Origin of the sequence: Shigella sonnei (assembly GCF_002950395.1) — a bacterium.
Taxonomy (GTDB): domain Bacteria; phylum Pseudomonadota; class Gammaproteobacteria; order Enterobacterales; family Enterobacteriaceae; genus ECMA0423.
The window spans coordinates 3,868,552-3,885,645 of record NZ_CP026802.1 but is presented as its reverse complement, the minus strand read 5'-3'; the positions used below and the strand labels follow the sequence as shown (position 1 = coordinate 3,885,645).

Sequence of the window (17,094 nt, the reverse complement as noted above, 5' to 3'; positions counted from 1 at the left end):
ACCCTACAGATTTATAAGAAAGCCTTAAGTGAGATATCCATCAGATAGAAACAATTAGGAAAATATTTATATCACCATGATAAATATGTGATTTATTTGGAAGTAACAAACCATCAACATTTTCTGCCCTTTTTCCCATCACCAGGCCATACTGATATTTTTCCTCGCACAAAGGACTCGGCATGAAACTCGTCGGTAGCTACACCAGCCCGTTTGTACGCAAACTTTCTATTCTGTTGTTAGAAAAGGGCATAACTTTCGAATTTATTAATGAACTGCCCTATAACGCGGACAACGGCGTGGCGCAATTTAACCCGTTAGGAAAAGTGCCGGTGCTGGTGACCGAAGAGGGCGAATGCTGGTTTGATTCGCCGATCATCGCTGAATATATTGAGTTAATGAATGTCGCTCCGGCGATGTTGCCGCGCGATCCGCTGGAGTCGTTGCGGGTGCGCAAAATTGAGGCGCTGGCGGATGGCATTATGGATGCCGGGCTGGTATCGGTGCGTGAACAGGCGCGTCCGGCGGCGCAGCAGTCTGAAGATGAATTGTTACGCCAGCGGGAGAAAATCAACCGCAGTCTGGATGTGCTGGAAGGATATCTGGTCGATGGCACACTCAAAACCGATACGGTCAATCTGGCGACTATCGCCATTGCCTGTGCTGTCGGATATCTCAATTTCCGCCGCGTTGCGCCAGGTTGGTGTGTCGACCGCCCACACTTAGTCAAACTGGTCGAAAACCTGTTTAGCCGCGAAAGTTTTGCTCGCACCGAACCGCCAAAGGCTTGATGCGCGATATGTCCTCCTGACCCATCTCACGTTACAATCCGTGGTTATGTTAAACGCCCTTCTCCGTGTGAGAGGGCCTTGATCAGCCAGGTTTCCTATGACAACCGAAACGCGTTCCCTCTATAGTCAACTTCCGGCTATTGATCGCTTATTGCGCGATAGCTCCTTCCTTTCTTTGCGTGATACTTATGGTCACACCCGCGTGGTGGAATTGTTGCGTCAGATGCTCGACGAAGCGCGAGAAGTGATTCGTGACAGCCAGACGCTTCCTGCGTGGTGTGAAAACTGGGCGCAAGAAGTCGATGCCCGGTTGACGAAAGAGGCGCAGAGCGCGCTGCGTCCGGTGATCAACCTGACGGGAACCGTGCTGCATACCAACCTTGGACGAGCTTTACAGGCGGAAGCCGCGGTGGAAGCCGTTGCGCAGGCTATGCGTTCGCCAGTGACCCTCGAGTACGATCTGGACGACGCCGGACGCGGACATCGCGATCGGGCGCTGGCGCAACTGCTGTGCCGTATTACGGGGGCGGAAGATGCCTGTATCGTCAATAACAATGCGGCGGCGGTGTTATTGATGTTGGCGGCCACTGCCAGCGGGAAAGAGGTGGTAGTATCTCGCGGCGAATTGGTGGAGATTGGCGGCGCGTTTCGTATTCCCGATGTTATGCGTCAGGCAGGCTGCACCCTACACGAAGTAGGGACCACCAACCGCACGCACGCGAATGATTATCGTCAGGCGGTGAATGAAAATACCGCACTGTTGATGAAAGTACATACCAGTAACTACAGCATTCAGGGGTTCACCAAAGCGATAGATGAAGCGGAACTGGTGGCGCTCGGCAAAGAGCTGGATGTTCCCGTAGTGACTGATTTAGGCAGTGGCTCGCTGGTCGATCTTAGCCAGTACGGTTTGCCGAAAGAGCCAATGCCGCAGGAGTTGATTGCGGCGGGCGTCAGTCTGGTGAGCTTCTCCGGCGACAAGTTGTTAGGCGGGCCGCAGGCAGGGATTATCGTTGGTAAAAAAGAGATAATCGCCCGCCTGCAAAGCCACCCGCTGAAGCGTGCATTACGCGCGGATAAAATGACCCTCGCGGCGCTGGAAGCCACGTTGCGTCTTTATTTACACCCTGAAGCTCTGAGTGAAAAATTACCGACCCTGCGCCTGCTTACCCGCAGCGCAGAGGTCATTCAAATCCAGGCACAACGTTTACAGGCTCCCCTTGCCGCACATTACGGCGCGGAGTTTGCGGTACAGGTTATGCCATGTCTTTCGCAGATTGGCAGTGGTTCGCTGCCGGTTGATCGCCTGCCGAGCGCGGCATTAACGTTTACACCCCATGATGGACGCGGTAGCCACCTTGAGTCATTAGCCGCCCGCTGGCGTGAATTGCCAGTGCCGATGATTGGTCGTATTTATGACGGACGATTGTGGCTGGATTTACGCTGCCTTGAAGATGAGCAACGGTTTTTGGAGATGTTGTTGAAATGATTATTGCGACTGCCGGACACGTTGACCACGGCAAAACAACCTTATTGCAGGTGATTACTGGCGTAAATGCTGACCGTCTGCCGGAAGAAAAAAAGCGCGGCATGACCATCGATCTCGGCTATGCCTACTGGCCGCAGCCGGATGGTCGCGTGCCTAGTTTTATCGACGTACCCGGTCATGAAAAGTTTCTTTCCAACATGCTGGCGGGCGTTGGTGGTATCGATCACGCGCTGTTGGTGGTGGCGTGCGATGACGGCGTGATGGCGCAGACCCGTGAGCATCTGGCGATTTTGCAGCTGACCGGTAACCCGATGCTGACAGTGGCGCTGACCAAAGCCGATCGCGTGGACGAAGCGCGTGTTGATGAGGTTGAACGCCAGGTAAAGGAGGTGCTGCGGGAATACGGTTTTGCTGAGGCAAAACTGTTTATCACCGCAGCAACCGAAGGTCGGGGAATTGATGCCCTGCGCGAGCATCTGCTTCAGTTACCAGGACGTGAACACGCCAGCCAACATAGTGTCCGCCTCGCGATCGACCGCGCATTTACCGTAAAAGGTGCCGGGCTGGTCGTCACCGGTACGGCGTTAAGCGGGGAAGTGAAGGTAGGCGATTCACTCTGGCTGACTGGTGTAAATAAACCGATGCGTGTACGTGCGCTGCATGCACAAAACCAGCCAACAGAAACCGCCCATGCCGGGCAGCGTATCGCGCTTAACATCGCGGGTGATGCGGAAAAAGAGCAGATTAACCGTGGCGACTGGCTGCTTGCCGATGCGCCGCCAGAGCCGTTCACACGGGTGATTGTCGAGCTTCAAACCCATACGCCGCTGACCCAGTGGCAGCCGCTGCATATTCACCACGCCGCCAGCCACGTTACGGGACGCGTTTCGCTGCTGGAAGATAACCTTGCCGAGCTGGTGTTCGACACGCCGCTGTGGCTGGCGGATAACGATCGCTTAGTGCTGCGCGATATCTCGGCCCGCAACACGCTGGCGGGGGCGCGTGTGGTGATGCTTAACCCGCCGCGTCGCGGTAAACGTAAGCCGGAATATCTGCAATGGCTGGCGTCTCTTGCACGGGCGCAGAGCGATGCCGATGCGTTATCTGTTCATCTGGAACGCGGCGCGGTTAACCTTGCGGATTTCGCCTGGGCGCGCCAGCTCAACGGCGAAGGGATGCGCGAATTGCTGCAACAGCCTGGCTATATTCAGGCTGGTTATAGCTTGTTGAATGCGCCGGTTGCCGCCCGCTGGCAGCGGAAAATTCTCGACACATTAGCGACTTATCATGAGCAACATCGCGATGAACCTGGTCCTGGGCGCGAACGTCTGCGACGTATGGCGTTGCCAATGGAAGATGAAGCGCTGGTACTGTTGCTGATTGAAAAGATGCGCGAAAGCGGCGACATCCTCAGTCATCACGGTTGGCTGCATCTGCCGGATCACAAAGCGGGCTTCAGCGAAGAGCAGCAGGCCATCTGGCAAAAAGCAGAGCCGCTGTTTGGTGACGAGCCGTGGTGGGTGCGTGATCTGGCAAAAGAGACGGGTACCGACGAGCAGGCAATGCGCCTGACGCTACGCCAGGCGGCGCAGCAAGGAATAATTACCGCGATCGTCAAAGATCGTTATTACCGTAACGATCGGATTGTCGAATTTGCCAATATGATCCGCGATCTCGATCAGGAGTGTGGTTCAACCTGCGCGGCGGATTTCCGCGATCGCTTAGGCGTAGGCCGAAAGCTGGCAATTCAGATTCTGGAATATTTTGACCGCATTGGCTTTACGCGTCGTCGTGGAAATGATCATTTATTGCGCGACGCATTATTATTTCCGGAAAAATAAGGAAATGATTAATTAATTTTTAAAATAAATTAATACAAATTTCTGGTAATGACTCCAACTTATTGATAGTGTTTTATGTTCAGATAATTCCCGATGACTTTGTCATGCAGCTCCACCGATTTTGAGAACGACAGCGACTTCCGTCCCAGCCGTGCCAGGTGCTGCCTCAGATTCAGGTTATGCCGCTCAATTCGCTGCGTATATCGCTTGCTGATTACGTGCAGCTTTCCCTTCAGGCGGGATTCATACAGCGGCCAGCCATCCGTCATCCATATCACCACGTCAAAGGGTGACAGCAGGCTCATAAGACGCCCCAGCGTCGCCATAGTGCGTTCACCGAATACGTGCGCAACAACCGTCTTCCGGAGACTGTCATACGCGTAAAACAGCCAGCGCTGGCGCGATTTAGCCCCGACATAGCCCCACTGTTCGTCCATTTCCGCGCAGACGATGACGTCACTGCCCGGCTGTATGCGCGAGGTTACCGACTGCGGCCTGAGTTTTTTAAGTGACGTAAAATCGTGTTGAGGCCAACGCCCATAATGCGTGCAGTTGCCCGGCATCCAACGCCATTCATGGCCATATCAATGATTTTCTGGTGCGTACCGGGTTGAGAAGCGGTGTAAGTGAACTGCATTTGCCATGTTTTACGGCAGTGAGAGCAGAGATAGCGCTGATGTCCGGCAGTGCTTTTGCCGTTACGCACCACCCCGTCAGTAGCTGAACAGGAGGGACAGCTGATAGAAACAGAAGCCACTGGAGCACCTCAAAAACACCATCATACACTAAATCAGTAAGTTGGCAGCATCACCCAATATGCAAGCCTATTTTGACCAGCTCGATCGCGTTCGTTATGAAGGCTCAAAATCCTCAAACCCGTTAGCATTCCGTCACTACAATCCCGACGAACTGGTGTTGGGTAAGCGTATGGAAGAGCACTTGCGTTTTGCCGCCTGCTACTGGCACACCTTCTGCTGGAACGGGGCGGACATGTTTGGTGTGGGGGCGTTTAATCGTCCGTGGCAGCAGCCTGGTGAGGCACTGGCGTTGGCGAAGCGTAAAGCAGATGTCGCATTTGAGTTTTTCCACAAGTTACATGTGCCATTTTATTGCTTCCACGATGTGGATGTTTCCCCTGAGGGCGCGTCGTTAAAAGAGTACATCAATAATTTTGCGCAAATGGTTGATGTCCTGGCAGCCAAGCAAGAAGAGAGCGGCGTGAAGCTGCTGTGGGGAACCGCTAACTGCTTTACAAACCCTCGCTATGGCGCGGGTGCGGCGACGAACCCAGATCCTGAAGTCTTCAGCTGGGCGGCAACGCAAGTTGTTACAGCGATGGAAGCAACCCATAAATTGGGCGGTGAAAACTATGTCCTGTGGGGTGGTCGTGAAGGTTACGAAACGCTGTTAAATACCGACTTGCGTCAGGAGCGTGAACAACTGGGCCGCTTTATGCAGATGGTGGTTGAGCATAAACATAAAATCGGCTTCCAGGGCACGTTGCTTATCGAACCGAAACCGCAAGAACCGACTAAACATCAATATGATTACGATGCCGCGACGGTCTATGGCTTCCTGAAACAGTTTGGTCTGGAAAAAGAGATTAAACTGAACATTGAAGCTAACCACGCGACGCTGGCAGGTCACTCTTTCCATCATGAAATAGCCACCGCCATTGCGCTTGGCCTGTTCGGTTCTGTCGACGCCAACCGTGGCGATGCGCAACTGGGCTGGGACACCGACCAGTTCCCGAACAGTGTGGAAGAGAATGCGCTGGTGATGTATGAAATTCTCAAAGCAGGCGGTTTCACCACCGGTGGTCTGAACTTCGATGCCAAAGTACGTCGTCAAAGTACTGATAAATATGATCTGTTTTACGGTCATATCGGCGCGATGGATACGATGGCACTGGCGCTGAAAATTGCAGCGCGCATGATTGAAGATGGCGAGCTGGATAAACGCATCGCGCAGCGTTATTCCGGCTGGAATAGCGAATTGGGCCAGCAAATCCTGAAAGGCCAAATGTCACTGGCAGATTTAGCCAAATATGCTCAGGAACATAATTTGTCTCCGGTGCATCAGAGTGGTCGCCAGGAGCAACTGGAAAATCTGGTAAATCATTATCTGTTCGACAAATAACGGCTAACTGTGCAGTCCGTTGGCCCGGTTATCGGTAGCGATACCGGGCATTTTTTTAAGGAACGATCGATATGTATATCGGGATAGATCTTGGCACCTCGGGCGTAAAAGTTATTTTGCTCAACGAGCAGGGTGAGGTGGTTGATTCGCAAACGGAAAAGCTGACCGTTTCGCGCCCGCATCCACTCTGGTCGGAACAAGACCCGGAACAGTGGTGGCAGGCAACTGATCGCGCAATGAAAGCTCTGGGCGATCAGCATTCTCTGCAGGACGTTAAAGCATTGGGTATTGCCGGCCAGATGCATGGAGCAACCTTACTGGATGCTCAACAACGGGTATTGCGCCCTGCCATTTTGTGGAACGACGGGCGCTGTGCGCAAGAGTGCACTTTGCTGGAAGCGAGAGTTCCGCAATCACGAGTGATTACCGGCAACCTGATGATGCCCGGATTTACTGCGCCTAAATTGCTATGGGTTCAGCGGCATGAGCCGGAGATATTCCGTCAAATCGACAAAGTATTATTACCGAAAGATTACTTGCGTCTGCGTATGACGGGGGAGTTTGCCAGCGATATGTCTGACGCAGCTGGCACCATGTGGCTGGATGTCGCAAAGCGTGACTGGAGTGACGTCATGCTGCAGGCTTGCGACTTATCTCGTGACCAGATGCCCGCATTATACGAAGGCAGCGAAATTACTGGTGCTTTGTTACCTGAAGTTGCGAAAGCGTGGGGTATGGCGACGGTGCCAGTTGTCGCAGGCGGTGGCGACAATGCAGCTGGTGCAGTTGGTGTGGGAATGGTTGATGCTAATCAGGCAATGTTATCGCTGGGGACGTCGGGGGTCTATTTTGCTGTCAGCGAAGGGTTCTTAAGCAAGCCAGAAAGCGCTGTACACAGCTTTTGCCATGCGCTACCGCAGCGTTGGCATTTAATGTCTGTAATGCTGAGTGCAGCATCGTGTCTGGATTGGGCCGCGAAATTAACCGGCCTGTGCAATGTCCCAGCTTTAATCGCTGCAGCTCAACAGGCTGATGAAAGTGTCGAGCCAGTTTGGTTTCTGCCTTATCTTTCCGGCGAGCGTACACCACACAATAATCCCCAGGCGAAGGGGGTTTTCTTTGGTTTGACTCATCAACATGGCCCCAATGAACTGGCGCGAGCAGTGCTGGAAGGCGTGGGTTATGCGCTGGCAGATGGCATGGATGTCGTGCATGCCTGCGGCATTAAACCGCAAAGTGTTACGTTGATTGGTGGCGGGGCGCGTAGTGAGTACTGGCGTCAGATGCTGGCGGATATCAGCGGTCAGCAGCTCGATTACCGTACGGGGGGGGATGTGGGGCCAGCACTGGGCGCAGCAAGGCTGGCGCAGATTGCGGCGAATCCAGAGAAATCGCTCATTGAGTTGTTGCCGCAGCTACCGTTAGAACAGTCGCATCTACCAGATGCGCAGCGTTATGCCGCTTATCAGCCACGACGTGAAACGTTCCGTCGCCTCTATCAGCAACTTCTGCCATTAATGGCGTAAACGTTATCCCCTGCCTGACCGGGTGGGGGATAATTCACATCTATATATCTCACTAATTAATTAATATTTAGTATGAATTTATTCTGAAAATCATTTGTTAATGGCATTTTTCAGTTTTGTCTTTCGTTGGTTACTCGTAATGTATCGCTGGTAGATATGGAGATCGTTATGAAAACCTCAAAAACTGTGGCAAAACTATTATTTGTTGTCGGGGCGCTGGTTTATCTGGTTGGGCTATGGATCTCATGCCCATTGCTAAGTGGAAAAGGCTATTTTCTTGGCGTGTTAATGACAGCAACTTTTGGTAACTATGCATATCTTCGCGCAGAAAAACTCGGGCAACTGGATAATTTTTTTACCCATATCTGCCAGTTAGTTGCGTTAATCACTATCGGTCTCTTGTTTATCGGTGTTTTAAATGCACCTATCAATGCTTATGAAATGGTGATCTACCCCATCGCCTTTTTTGTCTGCTTGTTTGGTCAAATGCGTTTGTTTCGCTCGGTATGAGCAACATAAAGCTCTTACACATTCAGGAATGAAAGGAATACTGTGATGGACAACAAAATATCAACCTATTCACCGGCCTTTAGTATTGTGTCATGGATAGCTCTCGTTGGTGGTATCGTTACCTATCTGTTAGGGCTATGGAATGCAGAGATGCAGTTAAATGAAAAAGGGTATTATTTTGCCGTACTGGTGGATTTGCCCCTATATTTCCAGACATCTGTTATCACTTAACCCATTACAAGCCCGCTGCCGCAGATATTCCCGTGGCGAGCGATAACCCAGCGCACTATGCGGATGCCATTCGTTATAATGCTCGAACGCCTCTGCAAGGTTCTTTGCTGCCGTTAACCCGTCTGGTTTGGGCATGATACTGATGTAGTCACGCTTTATCGTTTTCACGAAGCTCTCTGCTATTCCGTTACTCTCCGGACTCCGCACCGCCGTGTTCTTCGGTTCAAGTCCCAACATCCGGGCGAACTGGCGTGTTTCATTAGCCCGGTAGCATGAACCATTATCCGTCAGCCACTCCACTGGAGACGACGGAAGATCGTTGCCGAAGCGGCGTTCCACCGCTCCCAGCATGACGTCCTGTACTGTTTCACTGTTGAAGCCGCCGGTAGTCACCGCCCAGTGCAGTGCCTCACGATCACAGCAGTCCAGCGCGAACGTGACACGCAGTCTCTCTCCGTTATCACAGCAGAACTCGAACCCGTCAGAGCACCATCGCTGATTGCTTTCTTTCACGGCCACTCTGCCTGTATGTGCCCGTTTCGATGGCGGTACAGCAGGTTTTCGCTCAAGCAACAGCGCATTCTGGCGCATGATCCGGTAAACACGTTTGGCATTGATCGCAGGCATACCATCAAGTTCTGCCTGTCTGCGAAGCAGCGCCCATACCCGACGATAACCATACGTGGGCAGCTCTCCGATAACATGGTGTATACGGAGAAGCACATCCGTATCATCAGTGTGACGACTGCGGCGGCCATCCATCCAGTCATCGGTTCGTCTGAGAATGACGTGCAACTGCGCACGCGACACCCGGAGACAACGGCTGACTAAGCTTACTCCCCATCCCCGGGCAATAAGGGCGCGTGCGCTATCCACTTTTTTGCCCGTCCATATTCAACGGCTTCTTTGAGGAGTTCATTTTCCATCGTTTTCTTGCCGAGCAGGCGCTGGAGTTCTTTAATCTGCTTCATGGCGGCAGCAAGTTCAGAGGCAGGAACAACCTGTTCTCCGGCGGCGACAGCAGTAAGACTTCCTTCCTGGTATTGCTTACGCCAGAGAAATAACTGGCTGGTTGCTACACCATGTTGCCGGGCAACGAGGGAGACCGTCATCCCCGGTTCAAAGCTCTGCTGAACAATTGCGATCTTTTCCTGTGTGGTACGCCGTCTGCGTTTCTCCGGCCCTAAGACATCAATCATCTGTACTCCAATGACTAGTCTAAAAACTAGTATTAAGACTATCACTTATTTAAGTGATACTGGTTGTCTGGAGATTCAGGGGGCCAGTCTAACTGGTGTTAGGACTGTTTTCTGCTGCGTCTTATCAAAAGACCGTTCGGGACAAGTATGAAGGCATACCGACCACTTCCATTTATTATATGACCTGCCTGACTGTCTTTATTATCTCTGTTGCATTACTGAGGTAGCCTGAGTTTAACGGACACTCCTTCCTGAAATAGAATGGCATCAGAAGGAGCTAATAATGAGCAGAAAAACCCAACGTTACTCTAAAGAGTTCAAAGCCGAAGCTGTCAGAACGGTTCTTGAAAATCAACTTTCGATCAGTGAAGGCGCTTCCCGATTATCTCTTCCTGAAGGCACTTTAGGACAATGGGTTACCGCCGCCAGAAAAGGGCTCGGTACTCCTGGTTCCCGCACGGTGGCTGAACTGGAATCTGAAATTCTGCAACTGCGTAAGGCGTTAAATGAAGCTCGCCTTGAGCGAGATATATTAAAAAAAGCAACAGCGTATTTTGCACAGGAGTCGCTGAAAAATACGCGTTAATCGAACAATGGCGACAACAATTTCCCATTGAAGCGATGTGTCAGGTATTTGGTGTATCCAGGAGCGGTTATTACAACTGGGTACAGCATGAACCCTCAGACAGAAAACAAAGTGATGAGCGGCTAAAACTGGAGATTAAGGTGGCACATATCCGCACTCGCGAAACATATGGAACCCGGCGGCTCCAGACGGAGCTGGCAGAGAATGGCATCATCGTTGGTCGTGACCGACTGGCACGTCTTCGTAAGGAGCTAAGGCTACGCTGTAAGCAGAAACGCAAGTTCAGAGCGACTACGAACTCGAACCACAATCTGCCAGTTGCGCCAAATCTGCTGAACCAGACGTTCGCTCCTACAGCACCAAATCAGGTCTGGGTGGCGGACCTGACGTATGTTGCCACACAGGAGGGATGGTTGTACCTCGCTGGCATCAAAGATGTTTATACGTGCGAAATTGTCGGCTACGCCATGGGAGAGCGCATGACAAAAGAGCTGACAGGTAAAGCCCTGTTTATGGCGCTCAGGAGCCAGCGCCCACCTGCCGGGCTAATCCACCACTCTGATCGAGGTTCACAGTACTGCGCATACGATTACCGGGTCATACAGGAGCAGTTTGGTCTGAAAACATCAATGTCGCGTAAAGGTAACTGTTACGACAACGCTCCGATGGAAAGCTTCTGGGGAACGCTGAAAAATGAGAGCCTGAGCCACTATCGTTTTAATAACCGGGATGAAGCCATCTCAGTAATACGGGAATACATTGAGATTTTCTACAATCGTCAGCGTCGTCACTCTCGTCTGGGGAATATCTCCCCGGCAGCCTTCAGGGAAAAATATCATCAGATGGCTGCTTAAAAAAAGAACAAATGGTAGTGTCCGCTATTGCCAGTACACCTCATACTGATGGTAGGTCTGTGGAATGCGACATTATTACTCAGTGAAAAAGGTTTTTATGGACTGGCTTTCTTCTTAAGCTTGTTTGGTGCAGTAGCGGTGCAGAAGAATATTCGTGATGCCGGAATAAACCCGCCAAAAGAAACACAGGTTACCCAGGAAGAATACAGCGAATAATTCACGTAAGCCCGGTCAGTCCAATGTGAACGGGCTTTTACTTAACTCACTAATCTGTTTCTGTCGATTCGTTGTACCAGCATAGAAAGTAACAAACTCGCTGCCAACGTCGCGCAAAAGATCCAAATAATATCCAGTATTGGCCAATTTTTAAGCTCAATTCCCCGGGTGCGCAGCGCATGGATAATCAAGGCGTGGAATCCGTATATACCCAATGAATGGCGGGAGATTAAGCCAAGTCCGCGAATGGTACGCGTATCCAGCGTGTTTTTAACCAGAGTCAATAGCGCGATTGCGCAGATAAAAACCATCGGCCCACAGTAAAGATACCAGGTATCGGCAAAATTTCCGCGCCACTGCAATTCATATAATGTCCCGCGAGAGATAATAAAAACCCCCGTCGCAAACAGCGCGGCGCTCACCCACGACAGTGCTTTATGCTGTGTGTCCATCATCCCTATAGCGCGGCCCAACATGCCATACAGAATGTAGTAAAAAGTATCGCCATTGATATATAAGTTAATTGGCAGCCATTCAAAACCGTCAATTTTCTGCGGCACTGTGTTTGGGTTAGCGATAATGCCAATCACCGCCATTAGCACCAGCAACATTTTTCCGCCGACGTTCTTCACCTGAATCAGCGGTGAAACCAGATAAATCACCGCAATCGCGAAGAAAAACCACAAGTGGTAAAACACTGGCTTTTGCAGCAGGTTTTTCAGCGCTAACTCCATATTGATGGAGGTAAACAGCGCAATGTAGAGCAGTGCGATTGCGCTATAAAAAATCAGACATAAGCCGATACGCAAGAAATGGCGCGGCTGGGCGCTGCGTTCGCCAAAAAAGAGATAGCCGGAAATCATGAAAAATAGCGGCACGCTGACACGAGAGGCAGAATTCAGAACATTGGCGATATCCCATGTGACGGGGCTAACACTATGAGCATTGGTCACATACCAGGTAGTGGTGTGAATCATCACCACCATTAAACACGCTATCCCTCGCAGGTTATCAATCCAGTAAATTTTGGGCTGCATCTGTGTCTCTGTATCTGGTTAAAAAAAGTCTGACCGATAAATCATTTGGTTGGCGCACTGGAATAATCTGAGTTTTATCACTACAGCTTATAGAGGCTTAAGGAAATTCGTAAGATATCAGCCACTATACCGATATAAATAATAAGACTCACCTGCAAACCAGACGGTAATTTAATGATGATGAACGCTTTCTTTCCGGCAATGGCGCTTATGGTGCTAGTGGGTTGGTCTACACCGTCACCCGTGCAGAAAGCACAACGGGTAAAGGTTGATCCTCTGCGTTCGTTGAATATGGAAGCGTTATGCAAGGATCAGGCGGCAAAACGTTATAACACCGGCGAGCAAAAAATCGACGTCACCGCCTTCGAACAGTTCCAGGGAAGCTATGAAATGCGCGGTTATACCTTCCGTAAAGAGCAGTTTGTCTGTTCTTTTGACGCAGATGGCCATTTTTTGCATCTTTCCATGCGTTAAGCCCTGCTTTTTCCCGTTTCGTACTGTATATCTTCCATCCAGCGGGTATACTGATCCCTTCCTTTAAATCCACACGTATCCAGCACGAAATAATATGCAAAAGTTTGATACCAGGACCTTCCAGGGCTTGATCCTGACCTTACAGGATTACTGGGCTCGCCAGGGCTGCACCATTGTTCAACCATTGGACATGGAAGTCGGCGCGGGAACCTCTCACCCAATGACCTGTCTGCGCGCGCTGGGGCCAGAACCGATGGCGGCTGCTTATGTTCAGCCTTCTCGTCGCCCGACCGATGGTCGCTACGGCGAAAACCCCAACCGTTTACAGCACTACTATCAGTTCCAGGTGGTCATTAAGCCATCGCCGGACAATATTCAGGAGCTGTACCTCGGTTCTCTGAAAGAGCTGGGCATGGACCCGACTATTCACGACATCCGTTTCGTGGAAGATAACTGGGAAAACCCGACTCTGGGTGCCTGGGGACTGGGCTGGGAAGTGTGGCTAAACGGCATGGAAGTGACGCAGTTCACTTACTTCCAGCAGGTTGGTGGTCTGGAGTGTAAACCGGTTACCGGCGAGATCACCTACGGTCTGGAACGTCTGGCCATGTACATTCAGGGCGTAGACAGCGTTTACGACCTGGTCTGGAGCGACGGCCCGCTGGGTAAAACCACCTACGGCGACGTGTTCCATCAGAACGAAGTGGAGCAGTCCACTTACAACTTCGAATACGCGGATGTGGATTTCCTGTTCACCTGCTTCGAGCAGTACGAGAAAGAAGCGCAGCAGCTGCTGGCGCTGGAAAATCCGCTGCCGCTGCCAGCCTACGAGCGTATTCTGAAAGCCGCCCACAGCTTCAACCTGCTGGATGCGCGTAAAGCCATCTCCGTCACTGAGCGTCAGCGCTACATTCTGCGCATTCGCACCCTGACCAAAGCAGTGGCAGAAGCATACTACGCTTCCCGTGAAGCCCTCGGCTTCCCGATGTGCAACAAAGATAAGTAAGAGGCGGCTATGTCTGAGAAAACTTTTCTGGTGGAAATCGGCACTGAAGAGCTGCCACCAAAAGCACTGCGCAGCCTGGCTGAGTCCTTTGCTGCGAACTTTACTGCGGAGCTGGATAACGCTGGCCTCGCACACGGCACCGTTCAATGGTTTGCTGCTCCGCGTCGTCTGGCGTTGAAAGTAGCTAACCTGGCGGAAGCGCAACCAGATCGTGAAATCGAAAAACGCGGCCCGGCGATTGCCCAGGCGTTCGACGCTGAAGGCAAACCGAGCAAAGCGGCAGAAGGTTGGGCGCGTGGTTGCGGTATTACCGTTGACCAGGCTGAGCGTCTGACTACCGATAAAGGCGAATGGCTGCTGTATCGCGCCCATGTGAAGGGCGAAAGCACTGAAGCACTACTGCCGAATATGGTTGCGACTTCGCTGGCGAAACTGCCGATCCCGAAACTGATGCGTTGGGGCGCAAGCGACGTGCACTTCGTGCGTCCGGTGCACACCGTGACCCTGCTGCTGGGCGACAAAGTCATTCCGGCAACCATTCTGGGCATTCAGTCCGATCGCGTGATTCGCGGCCACCGCTTTATGGGCGAACCGGAATTCACCATCGACAACGCCGATCAGTATCCGGAAATTCTGCGTGAGCGCGGGAAAGTCATCGCCGATTACGAAGAACGTAAAGCGAAGATTAAAGCCGATGCCGAAGAAGCAGCGCGTAAGATTGGCGGTAACGCTGACTTAAGCGAAAGCCTGCTGGAAGAAGTGGCTTCGCTGGTGGAGTGGCCGGTCGTTCTGACCGCAAAATTCGAAGAGAAATTCCTCGCGGTGCCGGCTGAAGCCCTGGTTTACACCATGAAAGGTGACCAGAAATACTTCCCGGTGTATGCGAACGATGGCAAACTGCTGCCGAACTTCATCTTCGTTGCCAACATCGAATCGAAAGATCCGCAGCAAATTATCTCTGGTAACGAGAAAGTCGTTCGTCCACGTCTGGCGGATGCCGAGTTCTTCTTCAATACCGACCGTAAAAAACGTCTGGAAGATAACCTGCCGCGCCTGCAAACCGTGCTGTTCCAGCAACAGCTGGGTACGCTGCGTGACAAAACTGACCGCATCCAGGCGCTGGCTGGCTGGATTGCTGAACAGATTGGCGCTGACGTTAACCACGCAACCCGTGCGGGCCTGCTGTCTAAGTGTGACCTGATGACCAACATGGTCTTCGAGTTCACCGACACCCAAGGCGTTATGGGGATGCACTACGCGCGTCACGATGGCGAAGCGGAAGACGTAGCCGTCGCGCTGAATGAGCAGTATCAGCCGCGCTTTGCCGGTGATGACCTGCCGTCCAACCCGGTAGCTTGTGCGCTGGCGATTGCTGATAAGATGGATACTCTGGCGGGTATCTTCGGTATCGGTCAGCATCCGAAAGGCGACAAAGACCCGTTTGCGCTGCGTCGTGCCGCACTTGGCGTGCTGCGAATTATCGTTGAGAAGAACCTCAACCTTGATCTGCAAACGCTGACCGAAGAAGCAGTGCGTCTGTATGGCGATAAGCTGACTAACGCCAACGTAGTTGATGATGTTATCGACTTTATGCTCGGTCGCTTCCGCGCCTGGTATCAGGACGAAGGTTACACCGTTGACACCATCCAGGCGGTACTGGCGCGTCGTCCGACTCGTCCGGCTGATTTCGATGCCCGTATGAAAGCGGTATCGCATTTCCGTACCCTGGATGCAGCTGCTGCACTGGCGGCGGCGAACAAACGTGTATCTAACATTCTGGCGAAATCTGACGAAGTGCTGAGCGACCGCGTGAATGCCTCTACCCTGAAAGAGCCGGAAGAAATTAAACTGGCGATGCAGGTTGTGGTGCTACGTGACAAGCTGGAGCCGTACTTTGCGGAAGGTCGTTACCAGGATGCGCTGGTCGAACTGGCAGAGCTGCGTGAGCCGGTTGATGCTTTCTTCGATAAAGTGATGGTCATGGTTGATGACAAAGAATTGCGTCTCAACCGTCTGACCATGCTGGAGAAACTGCGCGAACTGTTCCTGCGCGTTGCGGATATTTCGCTGTTGCAGTAATAACGCCGTTATTAAAAAGCCTGCCATCTGGCAGGCTTTTTTTATTATCGCTAAATAATACAGCAACCTTTAATAATCTTCTGTTGAATAAAGATTATCTCATATATTAATTTTATGAGGTTTTTTTAGGATTATATCAAGGAGAAGAAACAAACTTATTAAGCTAGAATAGCCACGGGTGCTTGAGACTGTTTGTCTCAGGTATTCACCGAAAGGCAGACAGAGAAAAGCCCCACCTGACTATAAATCAAAGTGAGGCTACCCTATGCCTGAACACCATAAGGTTAGCCTCTTACTCGTTGGAAATCAACACAGGAGGCTGGGAATGCCGCAGAAATATAGATTACTTTCTTTAATAGTGATTTGTTTCACGCTTTTATTTTTCACCTGGATGATAAGAGATTCACTGTGTGAATTGCATATTAAACAGGAGAGTTATGAGCTGGCGGCATTTTTAGCCTGCAATTTGAAAGAGTAAGAGTCTTTGGCGGGAAGTTATTCCCGCCTTTCTTACGGCGTTGCGCATTCTCATTGCACCCAAATTTATTCTTCACAAAAATAATACTAAATTTTATTACGCGATCGATTATTTATTTCCTGAAAAACAAATAAAAAAATCCCCGCCAAATGGCAGGGATCTTAGATTCTGTGCTTTTAAGCAGAGATTACAGGCTGGTTACGTTACCAGCTGCCGGGCCTTTAGCGCCGCTTTCGATGGTGAAGGACACTTTCTGACCTTCGTCCAGAGATTTGTAACCATCGTTCTGGATAGCAGAGAAGTGTACGAACACATCTTTAGAGCCATCGTCAGGAGTGATGAAGCCGAAGCCTTTGTCAGCGTTGAACCATTTTACGATACCAGTCATTTTACCGGACATAGTGTATTACCTTTAATAATTAAGTGTGCCTTTCGGCGATATGGCGTGCTTTACAGATTTTGAAGCGTTAAAGGAATGTGCACTACGAGGGGTATCAACGATAACTCTTGAAGGGACTTGCCTTACTACACTGCTTTAATGGTCTGTACGTCAAACCGTTGATGTGCATTAAGCCACGCATTGGCGGGTGATGCAACAATTATTTTTCATATTTATGATTAATCGGTTGGAAAACGGT

At 51.1% G+C, this 17,094-nt stretch carries 16 protein-coding genes and 3 pseudogenes; 14 read left to right on the top strand and 5 right to left on the bottom strand.

Features of this window, described 5'->3' with window-relative positions; translation table 11 throughout:
• Window positions 1–182 precede the first annotated feature (182 nt).
• From C1P89_RS20085 to selB, 3 genes are all read left to right on the top strand, one after another.
• The gene (locus C1P89_RS20085) at window positions 183–791 is read left to right on the top strand and encodes a glutathione S-transferase (RefSeq protein ID WP_000779792.1); all 609 of its coding nucleotides are present in this window, start codon (window positions 183–185) and stop codon (window positions 789–791) included.
• A 97-nt stretch (window positions 792–888) separates the two neighbouring features.
• Window positions 889–2,280 (top strand): L-seryl-tRNA(Sec) selenium transferase, encoded by a 1,392-nt coding sequence (gene selA / locus C1P89_RS20080; protein WP_000206245.1) that lies wholly within the window; start codon window positions 889–891, stop codon window positions 2,278–2,280.
• Window positions 2,277–4,121 carry a selenocysteine-specific translation elongation factor gene (gene selB, locus C1P89_RS20075; RefSeq protein ID WP_000582503.1) on the top strand — a complete coding sequence of 615 codons (1,845 nt, stop codon included), beginning with the start codon at window positions 2,277–2,279 and terminating at the stop codon, window positions 4,119–4,121. The genes selA and selB overlap by 4 nt, the downstream gene beginning before the upstream one ends.
• A gap of 59 nt (window positions 4,122–4,180) precedes the next feature.
• On the opposite strand, the gene C1P89_RS20070 is transcribed toward selB, so the two are convergent.
• Window positions 4,181–4,878, bottom strand: a protein-coding gene (locus tag C1P89_RS20070; protein WP_243666938.1) for an IS1-like element IS1A family transposase whose coding sequence is annotated in 2 segments (ribosomal slippage) — window positions 4,181–4,629 and window positions 4,629–4,878 — 699 coding nt in all. Because the reading frame shifts where the segments join, the coding sequence is not laid out codon by codon here.
• 59 nt (window positions 4,879–4,937) lie between these two features.
• Here C1P89_RS20070 and xylA point away from each other — a divergent pair.
• The 4 genes and pseudogenes from xylA to C1P89_RS20050 all read left to right on the top strand — a co-directional run.
• Window positions 4,938–6,260 carry a xylose isomerase gene (gene xylA / locus C1P89_RS20065; RefSeq protein WP_001149581.1) on the top strand — a complete coding sequence of 441 codons (1,323 nt, stop codon included), beginning with the start codon at window positions 4,938–4,940 and terminating at the stop codon, window positions 6,258–6,260.
• A 71-nt stretch (window positions 6,261–6,331) separates the two neighbouring features.
• Complete coding sequence (gene xylB / locus C1P89_RS20060) at window positions 6,332–7,786, top strand: xylulokinase (RefSeq protein ID WP_000275411.1); 1,455 nt, start codon at window positions 6,332–6,334, stop codon at window positions 7,784–7,786.
• A 168-nt stretch (window positions 7,787–7,954) separates the two neighbouring features.
• Entirely contained in the window at window positions 7,955–8,296 is a 342-nt protein-coding gene (gene yiaB, locus C1P89_RS20055) for an inner membrane protein YiaB (protein ID WP_000858193.1), read from the top strand.
• A 45-nt stretch (window positions 8,297–8,341) separates the two neighbouring features.
• A pseudogene (locus C1P89_RS20050) lies at window positions 8,342–8,488 on the top strand (YiaA/YiaB family inner membrane protein); the annotation flags it as partial.
• A gap of 9 nt (window positions 8,489–8,497) precedes the next feature.
• Here C1P89_RS20050 and C1P89_RS20045 read toward each other — a convergent pair.
• Window positions 8,498–9,726 (bottom strand): IS3-like element IS2 family transposase gene (locus C1P89_RS20045; protein WP_167544916.1). Its coding sequence is split into 2 segments (ribosomal slippage): window positions 8,498–9,411 and window positions 9,411–9,726, totalling 1,230 coding nucleotides; the frame shifts between segments, so codons are not numbered across the junction.
• A 92-nt stretch (window positions 9,727–9,818) separates the two neighbouring features.
• On the opposite strand from C1P89_RS20045, the pseudogene C1P89_RS26095 reads away from it, so the two are divergent.
• The 3 genes and pseudogenes from C1P89_RS26095 to C1P89_RS20035 all read left to right on the top strand — a co-directional run.
• Window positions 9,819–9,947, top strand: a pseudogene (locus tag C1P89_RS26095) (inner membrane protein YiaA); the annotation flags it as partial.
• A 62-nt stretch (window positions 9,948–10,009) separates the two neighbouring features.
• Window positions 10,010–11,166 (top strand): IS3-like element IS600 family transposase gene (locus tag C1P89_RS20040; RefSeq protein ID WP_085948186.1). Its coding sequence is split into 2 segments (ribosomal slippage): window positions 10,010–10,259 and window positions 10,259–11,166, totalling 1,158 coding nucleotides; the frame shifts between segments, so codons are not numbered across the junction.
• Window positions 11,167–11,208: 42 nt separating this feature from the next.
• Window positions 11,209–11,382 (top strand): annotated as a pseudogene (locus C1P89_RS20035) (YiaA/YiaB family inner membrane protein); the annotation flags it as partial.
• Window positions 11,383–11,423: 41 nt separating this feature from the next.
• Here C1P89_RS20035 and wecH read toward each other — a convergent pair.
• Window positions 11,424–12,419 carry an O-acetyltransferase WecH gene (gene wecH, locus C1P89_RS20030; RefSeq protein WP_001182650.1) on the bottom strand — a complete coding sequence of 332 codons (996 nt, stop codon included), beginning with the start codon at window positions 12,417–12,419 and terminating at the stop codon, window positions 11,424–11,426.
• A gap of 174 nt (window positions 12,420–12,593) precedes the next feature.
• On the opposite strand from wecH, the gene C1P89_RS20025 reads away from it, so the two are divergent.
• The 4 genes from C1P89_RS20025 to hokA all read left to right on the top strand — a co-directional run bounded on the left by C1P89_RS20025 (window position 12,594) and on the right by hokA (window position 16,456).
• Window positions 12,594–12,893 (top strand): YsaB family lipoprotein, encoded by a 300-nt coding sequence (locus C1P89_RS20025; RefSeq protein ID WP_000980117.1) that lies wholly within the window; start codon window positions 12,594–12,596, stop codon window positions 12,891–12,893.
• Between the two features lie 94 nt (window positions 12,894–12,987).
• The gene (glyQ, locus tag C1P89_RS20020; RefSeq protein WP_001168544.1) at window positions 12,988–13,899 is read left to right on the top strand and encodes a glycine--tRNA ligase subunit alpha; all 912 of its coding nucleotides are present in this window, start codon (window positions 12,988–12,990) and stop codon (window positions 13,897–13,899) included.
• 9 nt (window positions 13,900–13,908) lie between these two features.
• Window positions 13,909–15,978: a glycine--tRNA ligase subunit beta gene (gene glyS, locus C1P89_RS20015; protein WP_001291771.1), complete on the top strand. Its 2,070-nt coding sequence runs from the start codon at window positions 13,909–13,911 to the stop codon at window positions 15,976–15,978.
• 325 nt (window positions 15,979–16,303) lie between these two features.
• Window positions 16,304–16,456, top strand: a complete 153-nt coding sequence (hokA, locus tag C1P89_RS20010) for a type I toxin-antitoxin system toxin HokA (RefSeq protein WP_001135733.1) — start codon at window positions 16,304–16,306, stop codon at window positions 16,454–16,456.
• Here hokA and C1P89_RS26090 read toward each other — a convergent pair.
• Both C1P89_RS26090 and cspE read right to left on the bottom strand, forming a co-directional pair.
• Entirely contained in the window at window positions 16,433–16,504 is a 72-nt protein-coding gene (locus tag C1P89_RS26090; protein ID WP_212735948.1) for a hypothetical protein, read from the bottom strand. The genes hokA and C1P89_RS26090 overlap by 24 nt on opposite strands.
• A 139-nt stretch (window positions 16,505–16,643) precedes the next feature.
• Window positions 16,644–16,856, bottom strand: coding sequence for a transcription antiterminator/RNA stability regulator CspE (cspE, locus tag C1P89_RS20005; protein ID WP_000014594.1), 213 nt, complete (start codon window positions 16,854–16,856; stop codon window positions 16,644–16,646).
• Window positions 16,857–17,094 lie beyond the last annotated feature (238 nt).